17 protein-coding genes are annotated in these 20253 nt (G+C 42.2%); 5 read left to right on the plus strand and 12 right to left on the minus strand.

The genetic code is table 11. The features are described 5' to 3' along the window. The first annotated feature begins 5 nt into the window (after nt 1-5). Nucleotides 6-1526 (plus strand): TlpA family protein disulfide reductase, encoded by a 1521-nt coding sequence (locus BDE36_RS10630; protein ID WP_141814831.1) that lies wholly within the window; start codon nt 6-8, stop codon nt 1524-1526. Between the two features lie 406 nt (nt 1527-1932). Here BDE36_RS10630 and BDE36_RS10635 read toward each other — a convergent pair whose 3' ends face one another. The 9 genes from BDE36_RS10635 to yihA form a co-directional block, all read right to left on the minus strand. Continuing rightward, on the minus strand, nt 1933-3318 hold the full coding sequence (locus BDE36_RS10635; protein WP_141814832.1) for a retropepsin-like aspartic protease: 1386 nt from the start codon (nt 3316-3318) through the stop codon (nt 1933-1935). 69 nt (nt 3319-3387) lie between these two features. After that, entirely contained in the window at nt 3388-4728 is a 1341-nt protein-coding gene (locus BDE36_RS10640) for a retropepsin-like aspartic protease (protein ID WP_141814833.1), read from the minus strand. Nucleotide 4729: 1 nt separating this feature from the next. After that, on the minus strand, nt 4730-5059 hold the full coding sequence (locus BDE36_RS10645) for a hypothetical protein (RefSeq protein ID WP_161987595.1): 330 nt from the start codon (nt 5057-5059) through the stop codon (nt 4730-4732). A gap of 2 nt (nt 5060-5061) precedes the next feature. Further along, nucleotides 5062-5364 (minus strand): S1 domain-containing protein, encoded by a 303-nt coding sequence (locus BDE36_RS10650; protein ID WP_141814835.1) that lies wholly within the window; start codon nt 5362-5364, stop codon nt 5062-5064. A 332-nt stretch (nt 5365-5696) separates the two neighbouring features. Beyond that, nucleotides 5697-7406 (minus strand): M3 family oligoendopeptidase, encoded by a 1710-nt coding sequence (locus tag BDE36_RS10655; RefSeq protein ID WP_141814836.1) that lies wholly within the window; start codon nt 7404-7406, stop codon nt 5697-5699. A gap of 66 nt (nt 7407-7472) precedes the next feature. After that, nucleotides 7473-8402, minus strand: a complete 930-nt coding sequence (locus BDE36_RS10660; protein ID WP_141814837.1) for an NAD-dependent epimerase/dehydratase family protein — start codon at nt 8400-8402, stop codon at nt 7473-7475. An 89-nt stretch (nt 8403-8491) separates the two neighbouring features. After that, the gene (locus BDE36_RS10665; protein ID WP_141814838.1) at nt 8492-9115 is read right to left on the minus strand and encodes a Crp/Fnr family transcriptional regulator; all 624 of its coding nucleotides are present in this window, start codon (nt 9113-9115) and stop codon (nt 8492-8494) included. A gap of 9 nt (nt 9116-9124) precedes the next feature. Beyond that, entirely contained in the window at nt 9125-9976 is an 852-nt protein-coding gene (locus BDE36_RS10670) for a 4-hydroxybenzoate octaprenyltransferase (protein ID WP_141814839.1), read from the minus strand. A 36-nt stretch (nt 9977-10012) separates the two neighbouring features. Next, a complete protein-coding gene (gene yihA / locus BDE36_RS10675; RefSeq protein WP_141816558.1) occupies nt 10013-10618 on the minus strand; it encodes a ribosome biogenesis GTP-binding protein YihA/YsxC in 606 nt (201 codons plus the stop codon). Nucleotides 10619-11004: 386 nt separating this feature from the next. On the opposite strand from yihA, the gene BDE36_RS10680 reads away from it, so the two are divergent. Then, nucleotides 11005-13185, plus strand: a complete 2181-nt coding sequence (locus BDE36_RS10680) for a GH92 family glycosyl hydrolase (RefSeq protein ID WP_235904247.1) — start codon at nt 11005-11007, stop codon at nt 13183-13185. Nucleotides 13186-13188: 3 nt separating this feature from the next. Here the strand turns inward: BDE36_RS10680 and BDE36_RS10685 are convergent, their stop codons facing one another. The 3 genes from BDE36_RS10685 to BDE36_RS10695 all read right to left on the minus strand — a co-directional run bounded on the left by BDE36_RS10685 (nt 13189) and on the right by BDE36_RS10695 (nt 15592). Further along, nucleotides 13189-13953 (minus strand): NYN domain-containing protein, encoded by a 765-nt coding sequence (locus BDE36_RS10685; protein WP_244939614.1) that lies wholly within the window; start codon nt 13951-13953, stop codon nt 13189-13191. Nucleotides 13954-14006: 53 nt separating this feature from the next. Further along, nucleotides 14007-14258, minus strand: a complete 252-nt coding sequence (locus BDE36_RS10690) for a hypothetical protein (RefSeq protein WP_141814840.1) — start codon at nt 14256-14258, stop codon at nt 14007-14009. A gap of 116 nt (nt 14259-14374) precedes the next feature. Continuing rightward, entirely contained in the window at nt 14375-15592 is a 1218-nt protein-coding gene (locus BDE36_RS10695) for an MFS transporter (protein WP_141814841.1), read from the minus strand. 262 nt (nt 15593-15854) lie between these two features. Here BDE36_RS10695 and rpsO point away from each other — a divergent pair, with 262 nt between their 5' ends. The 3 genes from rpsO to BDE36_RS10710 all read left to right on the plus strand — a co-directional run bounded on the left by rpsO (nt 15855) and on the right by BDE36_RS10710 (nt 20229). Beyond that, nucleotides 15855-16142 carry a 30S ribosomal protein S15 gene (rpsO, locus tag BDE36_RS10700; protein WP_141814842.1) on the plus strand — a complete coding sequence of 96 codons (288 nt, stop codon included), beginning with the start codon at nt 15855-15857 and terminating at the stop codon, nt 16140-16142. A 131-nt stretch (nt 16143-16273) separates the two neighbouring features. Then, nucleotides 16274-18421: a polyribonucleotide nucleotidyltransferase gene (pnp, locus tag BDE36_RS10705; RefSeq protein WP_141814843.1), complete on the plus strand. Its 2148-nt coding sequence runs from the start codon at nt 16274-16276 to the stop codon at nt 18419-18421. 254 nt (nt 18422-18675) lie between these two features. Beyond that, nucleotides 18676-20229 (plus strand): TlpA family protein disulfide reductase, encoded by a 1554-nt coding sequence (locus tag BDE36_RS10710; protein ID WP_141814844.1) that lies wholly within the window; start codon nt 18676-18678, stop codon nt 20227-20229. The last annotated feature ends 24 nt before the right edge of the window (nt 20230-20253 follow it).

The following is a 20253-nucleotide window of genomic DNA, read 5'->3' on the forward strand; positions in this document are numbered from 1 at the left end:
AAACTATGATCAAAAAATCATTCTTCAGAACCTTTCTGCTTTTAACCGTCTCTTTTCTGTTTTACGCGGCAAAAGGGCAGACCATTTTGAGTACGCCTAAACAAGTAATTATAACCGGTAAAGTCAACCACTATAGCCCGGACATTCCCGTTATGATTTATGTAAACAGACTGGGTTTCTCTACCCAGCATGTTACTGCCAAAACGGATAGCCTTGGGAATTTCTATGCAACCTTTGAAAGCTATATTCCTACCGACGCCTGGATAACGTATAAAAGTAATTTTTTGGTGTTAACCTACCCCGGTGACAGTTTGCATGTGGAATTTGACGGACAGCCCGACTACAGACCTGATGTACTGCGAACTGTTAAGTATAGTGGAAGTACCGCCGAGTCCAACCGGTACGCATCAGTCTTTCAGCAATTGTTTTTTTCTGATCCGCTATATACCGATTTCAATAAAAAGAATCAGGCTATAAAGGATTATGAAGTGGGCAAGTATACTCTATATCTGAATGCACTTAAGTCTCATTCGGACAGCCTGTACAAGATGTTCGTCAGCCAGTATCATCCCGACGAGAGAAGTAAAAAATGGGCTTTACTATATGTCGAACAGGAATACTATGATCGGCTGGCTTTTTATCCAAAAGACCACAGAGAAGCCAATAACATGTCTATCTTCAATGGCTGGGATGTACCAAAAGGCTATTTTCAAAAACTTGCCAACCGCTTGCCTTTAGATTCAACTATGCTTGTCTGCGGGTACAGTCTGTTGAATTTTTCTGACCGGTTTAATAAATATGTTGCCGATCAAACGAAAGGTAATCTCCCTGAAGGTGGCGCTGTGAATGCTGGTGGCTGGTTTTTACCGGCAAACATTGGCGATTCTATCATTATTCATAGCATCATTAAATATGTTCCGGACACTCTTTTACGACAAATTATGCTGACGGATTATTTTTCCCGGAAACTGGAGAAGCAACAGATAACGGAATACGGGAGATTTAAACAGCTTAGAGAAGAGTATATAAAGCTTCCATTCCTTAAGGAACCGCTTGATCAGTTGTACCAGCAAACAAAGATGAGGATTGATAATCCTAACTTATATACCAAAACAGTTTTGAAGGAGGCTGCAGGCTCGTCGGTAGCCCAGCTGCTGGATAGTATTCTTAAGGACAATAAAAATAAGGTGATATACATTGATGTATGGGCGACCTGGTGCGGCCCTTGTCTGAGTGAATTTCCAAATTCGAAATTGGTGGAACAGCAAATGAAAGACCGGAACGCTGCGTTCATTTATCTGTGTACAGCCTCACAAAAAGATCAGTGGAAGGCTACCCTTGCAAAGTTCCAGCTTGGTGGGCAACATTACTTTCTTACAACTCAGCAGAGTCGAGAGTTAACCCGGACTTTTGAGATAAAAGGGATTCCGTTCTATATATTAATTGATAAAAATGGCGTCATCAGGGAAAAAGGAAATCAGCTGAGGCCGCTGGACGCAAAGAATAAAATGGAAAAGTTACTTTGATTGTACTACGACACCTCAAAAGTATTTTACTGTCATCTTTTACTTCTCATAAGGCAGTATAAGATGGCAGTAACTACGCTGAAGAAAATAAACCCAATTGTCCATATAATTTTCTCTGTACTACTGATTCTGTACGAGCCATTGATTTCAAACAATGAAGTAATCACAAAAACAACATGAGCGATAATGCCTGCAATGAGGAGCCAGTAACCATACGGCCCGCCTAGATGAAGTATTTTTAGCGTCAGGCCCACCGTTGAAAAAAGAATGCTTATTAACAGAGATGATCTCCAAATTTCTCTTCTAATCATCGTGTAAAGAGTTATTGATTTTTCCATTACTGCTTTTGTTTTTTTGTATCTATTCAAATATAAGGAATCACCAGCCATACTTCGGTATTGCACCATTAATCGGATGCTTTTAACCTCATATTGTCGAAGTCTAAGGTTATTCGTGGTCCCAGTCGTTTAAATAATCTGACTCCGATGCCCCCGTCGAAGGTGTTGAAAATTAGGTTTTTGTCCCATACAAGAACATCACCGATATTGTGATTTATGCCCCTTCCATTTAGGTAAATTTTTGCATCTTTCACTATCTCGTGGGGGATATTAAACGAACTTCCGGTCGTATTATTAAATTGAAAAGGTCTTTTTTGTGTTACCGAATCAATTTCTATCCGACCTTTATTCTTCTCATAAAATGAAAATCTCATGTTTAAAAACTCATCAGATCCTGTACTTAGATTCCCCACATAATTCAGTCCATTGACCTTCAGCTTTAAGAAAAGATTATTATCTGTTAAATACATATTTGAGAAATCGCTGGAGTCTATCTTTTCAGTATGGTACGGAAAAGAAACGGCACGCCTTTCCCAGTCAAACGCAATTCTTCCTATCAGCTTCATTGCTGGTAGTCCCATTACTACCTGCTCGTCGTTAAATGTTTTTTCGATATTTGATTCTGTTTTAGCATTTAGAGTGTCTGGCGGATTCCGCGAAACTTTATCATTAAAAACCAATACCGGGATATTATAAAGTCCTACACCTGCAAATTCTACTTTTTCAATGATTTCTATCCTTATTTTTGTTGGGACGCCATTAAACATCTGCACACTATCCTGCCTTTTATTTGCCAATTTAGTGCCTATTTTATCTGCCAGGCTTCGTGTTATCATAAAGTGAGCTGTAAGCCCGGTATCAAACAATGTTTCTGCAGTAACACCGTTGTACTTAGCATTAAATCGGATATGCTCACTGTCATTCAGCTTTGCTGTTTGGTCTTTACCGGAATTAGTTCTCTCAATTTTAATCCTGGGTTCGATTAAATCCCTGTATATGAATGACTCTTTGGCCTTGTCTATATAATTTGTCTCATTCTGGATAAACTCGCGTTCCTGGTTAAGCGGATTTCTGATTAAGTATCCCAGATATTTATCGCATACTTTTATCCCATCTTTGAATCGCTGCTGACTATCGTACACAGATAATAGTTTTTTGTAAAAAACGCCGATGGCCGGACCTAATTTAAATTCATGATTAACAACCAAATCCTCCAGGTAAATAGCTGTACTATCCGGCTTGTTGAAAAATGACGCCATTTCTGCCTTGTAGAGGAGATCGAGTGTTTTGTCATTTAAAGGGAGCTTGTCTGCATATTGTTCATAGAGATCCCTCGCTTCAAAAGCCTTGCGCTGTTGAAGTAGGTTAATAAGGTCTTGAGCATAATTACGTTGGGCGTAAGATGACAAAATGAAGGAAAAGGTTAATAATAGTGTTGGAAAAAATCTTTTCATGTCGTCAGATTCTATTTGTAATTACTACATGTATATGGAGTATGAAAGTTCTGTCCTGTTTATATAAAGCTACCTGGATACTTTCACCCTCATATTATTGAAGTCGAAGATGATTTTTGAGCCTAGTTTTTTAAAGAGGTTTACACCGATTACACCGTCAAAAATATTAACGCGATGTTTTCTATCCGAAATAAGAACCTCATTTTCGTTAGTTATTAATTTAACGTCGAGGTTGACATCAGGAAAGATATTCCCTGCCGTGGTATGGTGAACTAACGGCTTCCTTTGTGCAATAGAATCTGTTTCTGCCTGCCTTTTATACTTCTCATGAAATGAAGATGTCATATTTAATGTGCAATCAGATCCGGTATTCAGATACCCCACATAATTTAATTCATTAATTTTTAACTTCATATAAAGATCTCTATCTGCGAAATAGATGTTTGAAGAGTCACTAGATCCAATCTTCTCAGTACTGCCAGGAAAAGAAACGGTACGCTTTTCTAAATCAAAATCAATTCTTCCGATGAGTTTCATCGCTGACACTCCCATTACGATTTGCCGATCATTGATCTTTTTTTCAATATTTGCGTTAACATTCAACGAATCAGCGGTATATGGAACGAATCGCTCGTTAAAAACTAATACAGGAATATTATAAAGTGTTACGCTGCCCATAGTTATTTGGTCGATTACTTCAATTCTCGCTCTTACTGGGATACCATTTATAATTTGTACGCTGTCCTTGCTTTTATTTATCAATTTAGTCCCTATATTATCTGCGAGGCTTCGTGTTATCATAAAGCCTGGCACTCCTGTATCGAACCATGTTTCTGCTGTGACGTTGTTGTATTTAGCGTTAAACCGGATATACTCACCATCATTAATTTTTATTGCTTCCCTAGCGGCGCTATCTCTCTCAATTTTGATCCTGGGTTCTATTTCGTAATACCCAAATTCTTTCTTTATATTTTCTATAGTTGTAAGCTCATTTTGAATGAACCTCAGATCCCTGTCAAATGGATTTCTTTTTAAATGATCCATGTATTTATCACATAATAGGATCCCTTCGTTGAATCGTTGTTTACTATCATAAACTGTCAATAGCTTACCATAATAGGTTCCAATTCTAGGTCCAATTTTGAGTTCATGATTAGCGATCAGGTCTTCCAGATAAATTGCGGCGCTATCCGGTTTATTAAAAAACAGGGCCATATGTGCCTTATAAAATACATCAAAGGTTCTGTCGTTTGACGGTAACTTGTCTGCATATTGCGAGCGATATTCCCTTGCTTCAAAGCATCTGCCTTGTTCTATTAGGCTAATAAGTTCCTGAGGGTAATTGCGCTGGGCAAAGGATGATAAAGTAAAAGAAACAGATAATAGTAAGGTTAAAAGAATTCTTTGCATGTCATTGATTTGGTTTATTTAGTACGCCTCTTTCTTTCAGTATCGCTTCCAACTTTCGATACAATTGCAGTTTATGTTTCCACTGATTTTCTTCACTAAAAAGAGCTTCCTCGAACTCATGATCAAGTTCAGGAGCAGAAATCTGCTCAGAGGGTTCTTCAAACTCTGATATTAGAAACTCATATTCTATACCCTCCTTCATTCTTTGAGATGAAAAAATATATCCTGCACCTTCTATTAAGAACCTTTGCTGATCGGATATCAAACTTAATATCGCAAATTGGGGAATCCGATATTCCCGCCCCTCTTTTTGAGTCACTAATCCGATCATAATTATATTAATCCTTTATTTTCTAACTCTGCTTTTAGATCCAGGTATCTTTCCTTGATATAGTCAATGTTTTGTTCCTTAATTTCGGATGGCTCGTCAATACACTGTATATCTTTCACCTTGATATTTACTTTGTCGCCCGATTTCAATATCTGATTTGGCCATTTTACCCGGTTCCCGGATAGATCAGTTCCACTAATAAGCAGGAGAACATTCGATTCGATTACAGTGAGGAATAGTTGGCTGCTTTGTGATGCAATTTTGATTGGGATATCATTGTTGATTTTCACCTCAAATCCTATCATATACTTATTTTGAAGTTAATAGTCGTAAGTTTCTTCATTCTTAGATTTTAGGTTACAGTAAATATCGGGCGGCGATCAACCCGAGGGTGAGTACTTGTTGTTGAGTATAGAGTTTAAGCATTTTGGTTAGGGTGCCTCGAACGAAAATAAGATTTCAATGAATAAAGGTGATGATTAGCCCGGAATTTCGTTATACAAATCGTCTCAAGATTTAGCTTTAATGTCTCATTTGGTTTGAGGGTATTCTTTATAAGTAAAAAGGAGAAACCTGATAACAGGCATCTCCTTTTTGCTTATAAAGAATTATCGCGTTGAGTCAGCCTATTCGCTTTCTATTGCTCCAGCGTTTCGAGTTCGGCCTGAACAAAGGTTACCAGTTCGCGAACGTAGTCGGCGCTGAAATCGAATTTAATGCCGGCGGTTTCGTAAATCTCCTTAATGGTTTTGGTATAGCCAAGTTTGAGGGCTTCCTTGTAGTTTTTAAGTCCTAGAGCGCGGTCTTCCTTGTAGTTTTTCCAAACGGCAATCGCACCGAGTTGGGCTATAGCGTATTCAATGTAATAAAAGGGTACCTCAAAGATATGTAATTGCTTCTGCCAAAGGTTGGCAAGGGCGTCTTCATAACCGGTCCAGTCGGCAAAGTTATGTTTGAAGGGCTCGAATATTTTCACCCAGGCTTCGCGGCGCTCCTCTGCGGTGTGGTCAGGATTAGTGTAGATCCAGTGTTGAAACTGATCGACTACGGCTACCCAGGGAAGAGTCTTCAGAACATCTTTCAGCTGGTCTTTTTTTGCGCGAACCAGGTCTTCAGGATTGCTAAAGAAGACGTCCCAGCGATCCATCGAGATAAGCTCCATACTCATAGACGCCAGCTCCGCCACTTCGGAGGGGAGGTGCTTGAAGTCGTTTAGCTCGAGATCGGCCGAAATAAAGGTGTGCAGAGCGTGGCCGCCTTCGTGGACCATTGTCGTGAGGTCGCGGAATGTATTAGCCGAGTTCATAAATATAAACGGAGCGCCTGTTTCGGCGAGAGGATAATTGTAGCCGCCGGGTGCTTTACCTTTCCTGCTTTCAACATCGAACAGGTTATTGGCTTGCATGATGCTCAGGCTTTCTCCGATATAAGGGTCTAGTCCTTTAAAGCACTCTACGGACTTTTGGATCAGTTCGGCTCCTGTTTCGAACGGTTTTAATGCCGGTTTGCCAGAGGTATCGACATCCATATCCCATGGCTTTAATGCTTCAAGTCCGAGCGCTTCCTGCCGTTTCTGAGCATGTGCTTCTAATACAGGAACGACCTCCCGTTCAATGGCTTCATGGAATTTATAGCAATCATGGGGCGTATAGTCAAAACGCCCCATAGCACGGAACATATAATCCCTGAAATTTTCGAAGCCTGCGTTCAGGGCCACCTGATGTCTAAGTTTTAAGAGTTCGTCAAACAGGCTGTCGAGCTGCTCCCTGTCTTCCAATCTTCTGGTGGCGATAGCCTCCCATGCGTTCTGTCTGAGAGCCCTGTCGGGATTCTTGAGGAATACGGAGGCTTGCTCAAGTGTATATTCTTTTCCGTCGATCGTGACGCTCATGGCTCCTGTAATCGACTGATACTTTTGTTGTTTAACCTGTATCTCCGTAAAAAGAGGAACGTTCTCTTCGCGGAACAGGTCGAGCGCATTCTTTATGCTCCTGATCAGGACATGGTATTTATCCTGATCCAGTTGTTCGGTAAAAGGGTTGTCAATAAACTTTTTATTCAGATCGTTTGCCAAAGGGGCAATTTTAGGCTCAATTTCGGTAGCAAAGTACTGAAAGTCTTTGAGCAGGCTTTCACTGGCCGTATCGCAGGTCATGCGGATATACCTCCATGCGAAATCTTCCTCGAGTACCGCTTCTAGTTCGCTGCGGTTCTGTAACCATCGTTCGAGCTCTACGACCGACTGGATTTCCCTCGCTTTTAGTTCGTTAAATAATGGCTCTATGTTTTCCCATTTTATCTCCAGGTTTTCGGGGACGTATGTTCTTGATTTTTTCTTAATGATCATGATCCTTCCAGATTTGATTAATACTCTGCTAAGTTAAACCAAATTCGGGTCATGTTGTTGTCAAACTCATTTAGCTTTATAAAACGTGTTTGCCAGGTGTTGTATTCCATCGCGATAGGACGTTGGATTTACAGAGAAGGCCTTTCCAAATTTAGACGAATCAACATTATAGTCGTACTCGTACTGGTAATACATTTCCACTGTCCCTTTTATTACCGGGTTGAACAATCCAAGGGTTCGCAGCATAAGATTGTTTACTTTCATAAAAGAAGGTTTTACCGAGAAGATATCAGCAGCGAGGTTTATAAAGTCGTAACCCTTCATTGCCGGAGCCGTAGGTAAATGCCAGATCTGATTGCCTGATTCGGGGCGCTGCCCAAGCAGGAAGACTCCTTTTGCTGCATCCGGAATATAAATGAAGGAGTGCAGCGTATCAGGGTTACCGAGCCATTGCGCCTTTTGTTTTTTTGAGTATTTATCCAGCACCATCATGTCGAAGAAGCTGTTCATAGAATCGGTCGCTCCATAGAAGTCAGCAGCGCGTGCTATGGTTGCATTGAGGTTTCCTGCCTTTACTTCGTCCATGAGTGCAGTAGCGATCTTTGCCCGCACTTCTCCCTTTTCGCTCGATGGATTGTATGGTGTTTCTTCTGTCATCGGGCCCTGAACACGACCGTACATGTAAACATTATCGAAAAAGATCAGTCGTGCGCCGCTTTCTTTGGTAGCGTCAATTACATTTTTCATTATTACAGGCCACTGCTCTTTCCATACTTCCTTATCATATTTAAGTCCGGCACAGAGGTAGATCACTTCGGATCCTTTTGTGGCAGTCAGGACCTCTTTAGAGTTTAACAAGTCTGCCCTTAACCATGTTGCTTTGTCGCTGATCGTCACCGGTCTCCGGCTTACCAGGCGTACCTGATCGTCGTTTTTTATTAATTCGAGAGCCAGCGCATTGGCCACCGGCCCTCCGGCCCCAAGTATTGTGTGCATAACTGATTTATTTAGTAATGCAAACTTACTAAAGCGCAGGTTGTGAAAACGTTAACAAAAGATAAGAAAATGCTTTTGTCTGCCAGGGATTATATGGCAAAAGAATGTGCGGGACTTACAACCCGTTTTCTGATGCGTGAAAGTGAAACGGGTGTGATGCCAAGGTAGTTCGCTATATAATGTTGAGGGATACGGTGGATTATATCCGATCCGCTTTGCAGCAACTGGAGGTAACGTTCTTCGGGCGTTTGGGTAACAAATGAGAATACCCTGTCTTCATAGCAACAGATAGTGGCTTCGGCGACCATACGGCCAAAACGCTCCATTTTCAAGTTTACACGTTCATCTGTAAGGAGCAGCTGAAGACTGGCGCCTGAAAAAACAATCATTTCGGTGTTCTCAAGCGCTTCGACGTGCAGAAGAGAGGGCTGATGGGTAAGAAAGCTTTTATAAGAGCTTACAAGATCGTTTTCAAGGCTGAAGTAGGTTGTTACTTCTTCTCCATCTTTTACATGAAAATAGCGGGCGGAACCTTTCAGAATAAAGCCTACCTCATTGCACACCCGGCCCGATTCAACAAAGAGCGCTTTCTTTCTCAGCTTCCTTAAAAACAGATGTTCAGAGAAAATACTCCATTCTTCGTTGTTAAAAGTCACAAAGCTGGTGAGGTAATCTCTGAATACGTTCAGTTGCTTTTCAGCAGGCTTTTCCATAATGAGGCGTTATCTGAAATAAATGTCGAGCAGAAAACAGACAGCGAAAATAACAGAGGCGATCCCGTTGGTGGTGCCGAAAGCGCGTCCAACCTTACTCAAGTCATCGGGTTTAACAAGACGGTGCTGGTAAATCAAAAGTAGGATAAAGAAGACGACTCCGGTAATATAAAATCCCCCTAAGGTGGTATAAAACATGGGTAGGGTTACAAAGATAACGCTTAATACATGGAGGAATGAAGATACAGCCAGCGCTCTTTTTCTGCCCAGCCATGCCGGAATAGAAAAGAGTTTTTCCTGTTTATCAAATTCATCGTCCTGGAGAGAGTAAATTATATCGAAACCACTTACCCAGCATACCACTGCCAGCGAAAAGAAGATGGGCAGCAGGGCGAACTCTCCCGTTACAACAAGGTAAGCGCCAATAGGGGCAAGGCCCAGACCGATTCCCAGTATCAGGTGGCATAAAGGCGTGAAGCGCTTGGTGAAACTATAACCCAAAACGACTGCGAGCGCCACGGGCGATAAATAAAAGCACAATGTATTAATAAAATAGGTGGTGAAAATAAACAGGACGCAGTTGGTGATAGTAAAAAGCAGCGCGTTTTTTGCGGGGATCTTACCTGCGGGGATATCCCTAATGGCAGTCCTCGGGTTCTTTGCATCGAAGTTGCGGTCGAGATACCGGTTAAAGGCCATCGCCGAGTTTCTGGCAAAGACCATACAGAGGATCATAAACGCGAGCTTCATCCAGTCGAACTGATATTCGGTGGTGCTTAAAGCCAGAAAAAAACCAATAAACGCAAAAGGCATTGCGAAGATGGTATGAGCAAAGAGTACGAGTGATAAATATTTCTTCACGTAAATTGTAAGTTGTAAGTTCTACGTTGTAAGTTATTAGCTTATCTCAAATCTTCCGTTTACCTCGTTAATAAACGCCAGGACGTCATCACGGCCTTCCTGATTTTCGGAGGAAGTAATAAAGTATTGCGGCACTTCTTCAAAGTACTCAAGGAATGCTTTCTTGAAGCCGTTCACGTTCTGAAGTGTCTTAACCTTGGATTGCTTATCGGCTTTTGTAAAAGTAAGGACAAACGGAATGCCATGCTCGCCCAGCCAGAAACAGAAGTCGAGATCTGCTTTCTGAGGTTCAAGCCTGCTGTCGATCAGTACAAAAACGCACTGCAGGTTTTCACGGTTTTTAAGATAATAGCGGATAAAGCGTTCCCACTCTTCGCGGCTCTTACGTGAAACTTTTGCATAGCCATAGCCGGGGAGATCGACAATATACCAGTTTTCATTGATCAGGAAGTGATTAATAAGCTGAGTCTTACCGGGCGTCTGCGAGGTTTTTGCAAGCCCTTTTTTATTTGTAAGCATGTTAATGAGCGAGGACTTTCCCACATTAGAACGCCCGATGAAGGCATATTCGGGCAACACCGGAGGAGGTAACTTCTCTGTTCTTGTATTGCTGCACTTAAATTCGGCTGATCGTATCTGCATTCCGGCAAAGTTATGAAAATGAAAGGTTATATCTTCATGGTGCTGCACAGAGCGCGACGGGAAATTTGTCTTTAAGGATACGTACTGCCGGTGGCAGGGAAATCGTTTGGACCGATTTTGCCTCTCTTCGGTGCACCTTGCCGCTTCCTCCTGTGCTTCTTCGGGAAAATACCGAAGAAGCACAGGAGGAAGACAAAGTATGGTCGCCAGATGGTGCCTTACCACGCAAAAGCATTTCAGAAGTGCGTGCGAAGCGGATATCCTTGCCCGGGATGTTAAAAAATATATTTTATAGCTAAAACGTTTTAAGTATTATATTTGACCTTAATTAATCAGTTTTTGTTCCCAACTTCTGTGTAAACTATGAAGTGGGGAGAGCTCCTAAGATGATGAATAGAATTAGAAATATTTCGGCTTTAGCTTCTCTTGTTTTGGTTATACTCTTTAAGACGGCATCAGTTTCTAATGCACAGACTAAAACTAACCTAACAAAGTACGTAAACCCCTTTATTGGTACGGCGCCTCTTACAGACCCGAAGATTTTAGGTTATACACTTCCTGAAGGCTGGCGGTCGTGGGCGGGACTGGTATATCCGGGTAGTTCATTGCCAAATGCAATGGTTCAGTTAAGCCCGATCACTGAATATGGCTCTGGTGCCGGTTATGAGTACGAGGATGATATGATCTATGGTTTCACTCATACCAACAAAGGGCACTGGAATCTTTGTAATATTCCCATCCTTCCGGTTTCGGCATCGGGAAGTTCGTCTGAAAAGTTCGGCTCACACTTCTCCCATAAGAATGAAAGCGCTTCGCCGGGGTTCTATCAGGTATTTCTGAGCGACTATAAGGTGAATGTTAGTCTCACTTCTACTTTGAGGTGTGGGTATCATAAATACGAGTTTGCCGATAATAAAGGCCGGCAGATTCTTTTTGATCTCGCTAAGGCTAATAATGGAGTTAACAATTGGAAAATTGAACAGGTAGGAACGAATGCGGTGCAGGGTTTTCAGGACGTGGGCGAGAAGATTTATTTCTATGCCGAACTGAATAACCCGATCAGCAAGCTGGAAAAGATTGGTGAGGGTACGCGCAGGGGCCGTGCCTTATTAAATATAAGTGATGGGAAGCAAGGTCCTGTTGAGTTAAAAATAGGTTTGTCGTTTGTGAGTGTTACGAATGCAAAACAAAATCTTCAGCAGGAAATAGGCGGAAAATCATTTAATGAAGTACTTAAGGCAGGTACGCAGACGTGGGAAACTTTTTTGTCGAAGATCCAGGTAAAGGGTGGAACAGAAAAGCAAAAGCAGTTATTGTATACTTCGCTGTACAGGGCAGTATTATGGCCAGCGTTAAGAAGCGATATAAACGGTGAATATACCGACGTTAAGGGAAAGGTTATAAAGGCCGACTTTAATTACTATACTGTTCCTTCCTTATGGGATACATATCGCAATAAGTTAGTGCTCCTGGCTATAACTTCTCCTAAAGTAACGGTTGATGTGATTAAATCGCTGAAGGACATGGGCGACAAAACCGGCTTTATACCTACATTCTTTCATGGGGACCATGCAGCATCGTTTATAGCTGGTTCTTACTTAAGAGGTTTAGATGGTTTTGATGTGAAGGGAGCTTATGAACTGCTGCTCCGGAATGCAAATATAGAGGGCGGTACCCGTCCGTTTATAAAGGAATATATCGAAAAGGGCTATATTTCAGAGCCTGATATCGCTGCTCCACATGTAGAAACGAAGGCGAAAGCGGGCGTCTCTAAAACCCTGGAATATGCGTACGACGATTACGCCCTTGCACAGATGGCCAAAAAACTTGGCGACACAGCCAATTATCGCGTGCTCATGCAACGATCAAAGAATTACAGGAACGTTTTTGATCCTTCGACGCGTTTTATGAGGGGGCGGCTGGAAAGCGGCGAGTGGGTAAAGAATTTTGATCCGCAGTATCCTTACTACGAGTACATGTATCGCGAGGCTAACGCCTGGCAGGTCTCTTTCTTTGCACCGCATGATATGAAGGGTTTGATTGATTTATATGGTGGAGAAAAGGGTTTTGAATCGAAACTTGATTCGCTTTTCTCGGTGCCCTGGAATCCGAAACATATTGCAAGAAATGTTGAAACAATGGTGGGGCAGTACTGTCATGGTAACCAGCCTGATCATGAAGCGCCTTTTGCTTATCATTTTATCGGGAAGCCCGAGAAATCGCAGAAGATGCTTGATTACATCATGAACAATCTTTACGGAATAGGAGAGGACGGACTGGCTTTATGTGGTATGGATGATGCAGGCGAAATGTCGTCGTGGTACGTATTCAGTGCTTTAGGCCTATATCCTTATTGCGCTGTTGACGATGAATACATCGTTACTGTTCCTCTTTTTGATGAGGTGAAATGGCAAACGGCCAACGGAAAAGTGCTTTCTATCAAGAAGGCAGGGAATGGCCGCAAGATGACCGGTATCACTGTTAATAAAGCGACCAATAAGGGTTATTTCGTATCACACGACCTGTTTAAGAAAGGCGGCGAAATAGTGATCAGCTCGGCTGAATAAGACCTATTTTTTGCGGACGTAAATATGCTTAAAGTGGTTCTTTCCGGTTTCCCGTTCGTCGATTTCGAACTGGTTCATGCTTCTTATGAGCGGCAGCATTTTTGAAAAGCCATAATTTCGCGGGTCGAAGTCGGGTTTCTTTTTTAATATCAGGTTGCCAAGTTCTGCCAGGAAGGCCCATCCGTCGTCGTCTGCAAGGTCGCTGATGCTGTCGGTAAATAGTTTGATCGTCCTGGGGTCGATCTTGCTTATCGGTGTATTGTTCGACGCAGTCTTGCTCTTCGATTCCTTCTTAGGGTCATTGTCGGCAGGGACGACCGTTTTCTGTTCAAGGATCTCAATATAGATGAACTTATCGCATGCAGTGATAAATGGATTTAATGTTTTCTTTTCTCCGATTCCGATCACTTTCATGCCTGCTTCACGCAGCCTGGTGGCGAGTCGCGTGAAATCGCTGTCGCTGGAGACGATGCAGAATCCGTCGACCTTGCCGGTATATAAAATATCCATCGCGTCGATAATAAGGGCGCTGTCGGATGCATTCTTCCCGGTTGAATAGCTGTACTGCTGGATGGGAGTGATGGCATTCTCCAAAAGGACTTTTTTCCAGCCGGAGACTGTCGGTTTAGTCCAGTCGGCATATATCCTTTTAAACGTTGGCGTGCCGTATTTCGCTATTTCTTCGAACATTTCCTTTACATTGGCATAAGGAACATTATCGGCGTCGATTAATACGGCTAATTTGAGGTCATTCTGGGAGTCCATCATTTTATCGGATCTGTTGTTTGTTTCTTCAGTAAATGTTTGTTGTCTTCATTGCTTTATTGATGAAGCGCCTGTAGCTGCAGGGCTATAGCCTGTAACAGGTCTTTATCAGGCATATTTTCTTTTTTGTCCATTTGTTCGGCACTGCTGATCGCCCGGTAATTACGCTCTTCGTCGGGTTCAAATATCACTTTAAAGCCACCGATGTCTACTTCTACGCGGTATGTATATCCGTAGCTGAAGATGCGTGTTTCAAATTTAAGGGATTCTCCCCGGTATTCAACAGGAAGCACTAAAAGGTCGTCCATTTAGCAAAGGTACCTGAATGGGTTGAAAGTTGAAAGTTGAAGGTTGAGGGTTCAGAGTTGAAAGTTGTACGTTTTAAGTTAAGGGTTGAGTGTTCAGAGTTTAAAGTTGAGTGTTGCTATTCTTTATTTTTCTCTTTCATGTTATAGATAATTGTCATCACTGCCATCGCAAAAATTGCCAGTATGAGGTAGCTGTAGCCAAGGTTGTGTTCGTCTTTGGCGGGTAGGAATTCGATAATTCCATAACTGAGGAGGGATACGATTACATACGTAATTCCGCCGGTGAGTCCGCTGGCGATACCGGCATTTTTAGGGAATTTGCCGAGGCAGAACGTAAAGTAATTATTAAAGGTATATCCCGCGGTTACATGGATTATAAAGGCGAAGAAGATCATAGAATAAAGATTTTCAATAAAGCTGATACTGATGATCATCGCTGCTGCAAAGGCTATCTGAAATCCGTGATTTATGAACATCTTTCTGAAGAAAGGACGGTTGATAGTGGCTTTGCCGGCAAAACCGCCGACCATCCATGCCAGTCCGAGGAACAGGGAGCTGTAGCCTGCTACTACCGGCGACAGTTTGAGATGGTGCTCTATGATGAAGGGCCCGGTCATGTTGTAAACCATTACCATGGTATAGGCAAGTCCAAGCATTACGATGCCCAGGCTGAAGCTCGATGTGCGGATCATCCGGGCATATACACCGGCTATGTTACCGAGGTGGAAGCTGGTAAAGTGTTTCAGCGTTTCTCCGCTATAAATGAGCTCAAGGATCACCATAATAAAGGCGAAGGCTGCAAGGAAATAAAAGTTCGACTCCCAGCCGAAATGTGTTTGCAGGTGTCCGCCTATAAACGGAGCTACAATGGGGCCAGTAGACCAGATGATTGAAAAAAGACTTAAATAGTGTTTTAATTTCTCTCCACTAAATACATCTACAAAATATGCTCTTTTCCCCACGATGATGATGGCCGTGGTGATACCATGAATCACTCTCATGAAATATATAAGATAGATATTATGAGTAGATGCGATGACGAGACTTGCAATGCCGAATATGACGAGTGAAACGAGACAGAGTTTATATCTTCCGAAGCTATCGAGGATGCTTCCAACAAACAATTGGGACACTCCGTAGCTGATGAGAAAAAGGCTCAGGCTAAGCTGTACCTGTATACTGCTTACTCCCATCGAAGCGGCCATTGATGGCAAAGAGGGGAGGTATACGTCGGTAGCAAAACCAGAGAGGGGAAGTAAGGCAAAAGCGAGGAATGTTGATATGTCCTGATTCTTTTTCTTTAACGTTTTAGTTTTTACTGTGTTTGTGATCATCTGCTTTGCCCGTGCTCTTTTCGTTTGCTATGTTTTTCGGCAATCTGCCTCTGTTTTTTTGGAAGGCACAAAAGTAGATTTTTCCTTCAGCCTTTCCTGAGCGAATCAAACAGCGTTGTGTAAAAAATGATTATTCTTTCGGTCGGGAAAAGTATCCGGCAGCCATCGGATCTGTCGCTGAAATATTTGGTTTGTATTTTTTTTAATCCTACCTTTGCCCCCTAATTAACAGATGGTTTAACGCTTTAATACTATTCAGGTAATGTATTTAAGTAAAGAGAAAAAGGCAGAGATTTTTGCCAAACATGGCAAAGGCGCCGAAGACACAGGTTCTGCCGAAGGCCAGGTAGCATTATTTACAACTCGTATTGCTCATTTAACAGGGCATTTGAAGAAAAACAGGAAAGATTTTTCTACTCAGTTAGCACTTCAAAAATTAGTTGGTAAACGTCGTGCATTGTTATCTTATTTATATAAGAAAGACATTGAAAGATATCGTGCTATCATCAAAGCATTAGAATTAAGGGATATCATTAAAACTATCAAATAATTCTTTTTTTTAAAAATTAAAAGCCATCTCATCCGGGGATGGCTTTTTTAGTTTAATTTAGCAAACAAAAAGTCTAAAATAAATTATTGATGTACTTCTAAAGACGAAAGGTACATTGCAATGAACACAAGATGAGTTACAATTTAATTAAAAAGTCGTTCGATTTAGGCGATGGCCGTACAATCGAAATCGAGACAGGCAAGCTGGCCAAACAGGCTGACGGTTCTGTCGTGGTAAAAATGGGTGATACAATGCTCCTGGCTACAGTTGTATCGTCTAAAGAAGCAAAAGAAGGTGTAGATTTCCTGCCCCTGTCTGTTGACTACCAGGAAAAGTATGCAGCTACCGGACGTATTCCGGGTGGTTTCCTTCGCCGTGAGGCACGTTTATCAGATTATGAGGTATTGATCTCACGTTTGGTTGACCGCGCACTGCGTCCGATGTTCCCGGAAGATTATCATGCTGAAACGCAGGTGATGATCTCCCTGATCTCTGCTGATAAAAATATCATGCCGGATTCATTAGCCGGACTTGCTGCTTCTGCAGCGCTTGCGGTTTCTGACATTCCGTTTAACGGCCCTATATCTGAAGTAAGGGTTGCAAAGGTTGATGGAAAGCTTGTAATTAACCCTTATATGAGCGATCTGGAACGTGCTACCCTCGAGTTTATCGTTGCTGGTTCAGAAAACGATATCGTGATGGTGGAAGGCGAGTGCAGTGAGATCTCTGAAGAGGAAATGGTTGAAGCGATTGAATTTGCACACCGGGCCATAAAGGTACAGGTGCAGGCGCAGCGCGAACTGACTGAAGCTACAGGAAAGACTGAAAAACGCGTATACTCTCATGAACACAGTAATCCTGAATTAAAGGAACGTGTGTATGCTGCAACGTATCAGAAAGTATACGAAATTGCTAAATCGGGTTCTGCAAAACACGAGCGTTCTGAAAAATTCGAACAGATTCAGAATGAGTTCATCCTTACACTGGGTGAAGAAGTTGATGATGTTACGAAATTCCTTGCAAAGAAATATTTCCATGATGTACAGTATGACGCTGTCCGTAATCTGGTTCTTGACGAAGGAATCCGATTGGATGGCCGTGATGTACGCACCGTACGTCCGATCTGGAGTGAAGTAGGATATTTGCCTGCTGCACACGGTTCTGCTGTATTTACCCGTGGCGAAACCCAATCACTGACTACAGTGACACTGGGAACGAAACTGGATGAGCAGATGATTGACGGAGCCTTTATCAATGGTTATCAGAAATTTATCCTGCATTACAATTTCCCTGGCTTTTCGACAGGTGAAGTTCGTATGAACCGTGGCGCCGGTCGCCGTGAAATCGGCCATGGTAACCTGGCTCAGCGTTCATTGAAGAAAGTTCTTCCTGAAGGTGATGATAATCCGTATACAATCCGCGTAGTTTCTGATATCCTTGAATCGAATGGTTCGTCGTCTATGGCAACTGTTTGTGCCGGTACACTGGCGCTTATGGACGCAGGGGTTAAATTAAAGGCTCCGGTTTCTGGTATCGCAATGGGTTTAATTACCGATGAGAAAACCGGAAAATATGCTGTATTAACCGATATCCTCGGCGATGAGGATCATTTAGGTGACATGGACTTCAAGGTAACCGGTACTGAAAATGGTATTGTTGCCTGCCAGATGGACCTTAAGATCAACGGGTTGAGATGGGAAGTTTTAAGAGGTGCGTTAGAACAGGCTAAGGAAGGCCGTCTTCATATCCTGAACGAAATGAAGAAGACTCTTGCTGAACCACGTACTGACTTGAAACCTCACGCTCCGCGTATCGTAGTGCTTAAGATAGACAAAGAGTTTATCGGCGCGGTAATCGGACCAGGTGGTAAGATCATCCAGGAAATGCAGCGCGAAACGAATACTACGATCACTATCGAAGAAAAAGATAATCAGGGTATCGTTAGTATCTTCGCTCCGGATAAAGATGCAATTGACAGTGCGGTAAGACGTATTAAAGGCATCGTAGCTAAACCGGAAGTTGGAGAGATCTACGAAGGTAAGGTGAAATCGATCATGCCTTTCGGCGCTTTCGTTGAGATCCTTCCTGGCAAAGACGGATTACTTCACATTTCTGAAATAGACTGGAAACGTTACGAAACGATGGACGGTATATTCCAGGTTGGTGACGAAGTTCGTGTGAAACTTCTGGATGTAGATAAGCAAGGCAAGCTGAAGCTTTCCAGAAAAGCTCTTCTGCCAAGGCCTCCAAAGCCTGAAGGTAAACCGGCTGGCGAGTAATAGCTGAAGTTTACTGAATAATAGAACATTAAAGGTTGTTTCGCGATATCGTGAAGCAACCTTTTTTTGTTTGATGCCTGAACTGATTTCTTATTAGTCTGCCCCTTAAATTTTCTGTATTTCCTTCTTTGTCCTGCTGGTTTTTATTTTGTAGCTTAGTAATTACTAACGATATAGTAACTAACCAGAAATCTAAAGCTTATGGGGTAGCCTCCACTATCCTAACATTAATCGCAAAAACCAATGAACTAATCATGAGAAAAACATTTTATTCTTCCGTGAAATCTATTCTTGTCAGCTTATTAATAGTTCACACAACTGGCTTAAATAGCTTGAAAGCTCAAGTAAAGGCGAACAAAACAACGCCGATTGAAAGGGCGGCGCAGCTAAGCTTAGCAAAGGCTGTTGAAACTGACATGAAAAATCTGGATCTCCATAACAAGTTTATCAGGAGCTTTAGGGGAAAGAATCAGCTTCTCGATTCGCAGTATGTTGTATGGGCGGCCAAATATCCATATATCAGGGAGGTGCCATTTGCCATAGGCCGGTATTATGCCAATCTGGAATTACCTCAGGCAAGGGACTGGTTATTTCGTGTCGTTAAAATCGATTCTCTTATGGCCGAGGCCTGGGTTTTATTATCATATGATGCCGTCAGAAGGGGAGATAGAAATCTGGAGCAGGATTATTTATTGAAGGCGTTAAATACCGGTAACGCAACATCAAAAGACTTTTTAAACTACGCGTATTACTATAAAAACAAGGATCAGGAGAAATTTCACACGCTGCTATCGGAGTTGATTCAAAAATTTAAGGGGGATCCTAACAGCGCATGGGCTCTGTCGTTAATTGCGCAGGACACTCAGGATAAGCAGAAAAAGAAAGTTTTGTACGACAGCTTATATAATGAATATTCGGGTGCAAAGTTCTCCGAAGCAGAATCTGGATTGTCATTGTATTTTCTCGAGCTTTTGGATGAAGACCCCCGGGCTGCGCATTTGTTGGTGCGGAAGATTCTGAATGACGGAAAGCTTAAGAAGTGGTATTGGGTGGATAAAGAAAGGGTTGCCCGTCAGTTTTTCACAGTAGATTCTTTGCTTCTGGCTGGTGATTTGAGTCAGGCCTCCAAAGTGGCAGATTCAATAGACTTGATGGATCCTCACAAGGCAGAGCATATTATGGCAGAGGAAAGCCTCTTGTTGTTGAAGGCGAAAGTGAATAAGTACAATAATTTATTGAAGGCTGCCTATGACAGCCTTATTCTCTACTATAGTAAGAAGCCGTCTGATAAGGTTTTTTCTGCGTTATTAGCTAATGCAGGAGACATGAATATTTCGAAGGACAGCCTGTACATAGATATTTGGAAAATAAGGGATAGCCTGTCTAAACCTGCTACGGATTTTAGTCTCGTTAATTTTCTCGATGGACAGAAGGTATCGTTGAGTGATTTAAAAGGTAAAGTAGTATTGCTGACTTATTGGTTTCCAGGCTGCGGCCCCTGCCGCCGTGAGTTTCCTTTTTTTGAAAAAGCTGTCGGGAAGTATGCGGAAGATATAAAATACGTCGGTATCAACCTCATAAATAAACAGGACGACTATGTTGTTTCTTATATGAAATCTTCCGGATATACTTTCATTCCTTTGCAGAACGATCCGAAATGGGATAAAGGAACATTATATGCTTCAGGGGCACCGGTGAATTTTCTGATAGATCGCCAGGGGAGGATAGTATTCTCTCAGTTTTTTATTAATGAAGAGAACTATGATATGTTTGAGACGATGATCGCTGAGATGATAGATAGAGGCTGATACTGAAGTAATCTTCGACTCTAT

This window comes from Arcticibacter tournemirensis, from assembly GCF_006716645.1.
Lineage (GTDB): Bacteria > Bacteroidota > Bacteroidia > Sphingobacteriales > Sphingobacteriaceae > Arcticibacter > Arcticibacter tournemirensis.

Coding starts and splice junctions, on each gene's coding strand:
- BDE36_RS10685 (WP_244939614.1), bottom strand. CDS start 13,953: ATGATGGACTCCCAGAATGACCTCAAATTAGCCGTATTAATCGACGCC.
- BDE36_RS10665 (WP_141814838.1), bottom strand. CDS start 9,115: ATGGAAAAGCCTGCTGAAAAGCAACTGAACGTATTCAGAGATTACCTC.
- BDE36_RS10655 (WP_141814836.1), bottom strand. CDS start 7,406: ATGATCATTAAGAAAAAATCAAGAACATACGTCCCCGAAAACCTGGAG.
- BDE36_RS10640 (WP_141814833.1), bottom strand. CDS start 4,728: ATGCAAAGAATTCTTTTAACCTTACTATTATCTGTTTCTTTTACTTTA.
- BDE36_RS10710 (WP_141814844.1), top strand. CDS start 18,676: ATGAGAAAAACATTTTATTCTTCCGTGAAATCTATTCTTGTCAGCTTA.
- BDE36_RS10660 (WP_141814837.1), bottom strand. CDS start 8,402: ATGCACACAATACTTGGGGCCGGAGGGCCGGTGGCCAATGCGCTGGCT.
- rpsO (WP_141814842.1), top strand. CDS start 15,855: ATGTATTTAAGTAAAGAGAAAAAGGCAGAGATTTTTGCCAAACATGGC.
- pnp (WP_141814843.1), top strand. CDS start 16,274: ATGAGTTACAATTTAATTAAAAAGTCGTTCGATTTAGGCGATGGCCGT.
- BDE36_RS10680 (WP_235904247.1), top strand. CDS start 11,005: ATGATGAATAGAATTAGAAATATTTCGGCTTTAGCTTCTCTTGTTTTG.
- BDE36_RS10635 (WP_141814832.1), bottom strand. CDS start 3,318: ATGAAAAGATTTTTTCCAACACTATTATTAACCTTTTCCTTCATTTTG.
- yihA (WP_141816558.1), bottom strand. CDS start 10,618: ATGCAGATACGATCAGCCGAATTTAAGTGCAGCAATACAAGAACAGAG.
- BDE36_RS10630 (WP_141814831.1), top strand. CDS start 6: ATGATCAAAAAATCATTCTTCAGAACCTTTCTGCTTTTAACCGTCTCT.
- BDE36_RS10650 (WP_141814835.1), bottom strand. CDS start 5,364: ATGATAGGATTTGAGGTGAAAATCAACAATGATATCCCAATCAAAATT.
- BDE36_RS10690 (WP_141814840.1), bottom strand. CDS start 14,258: ATGGACGACCTTTTAGTGCTTCCTGTTGAATACCGGGGAGAATCCCTT.
- BDE36_RS10645 (WP_161987595.1), bottom strand. CDS start 5,059: ATGATCGGATTAGTGACTCAAAAAGAGGGGCGGGAATATCGGATTCCC.
- BDE36_RS10695 (WP_141814841.1), bottom strand. CDS start 15,592: ATGATCACAAACACAGTAAAAACTAAAACGTTAAAGAAAAAGAATCAG.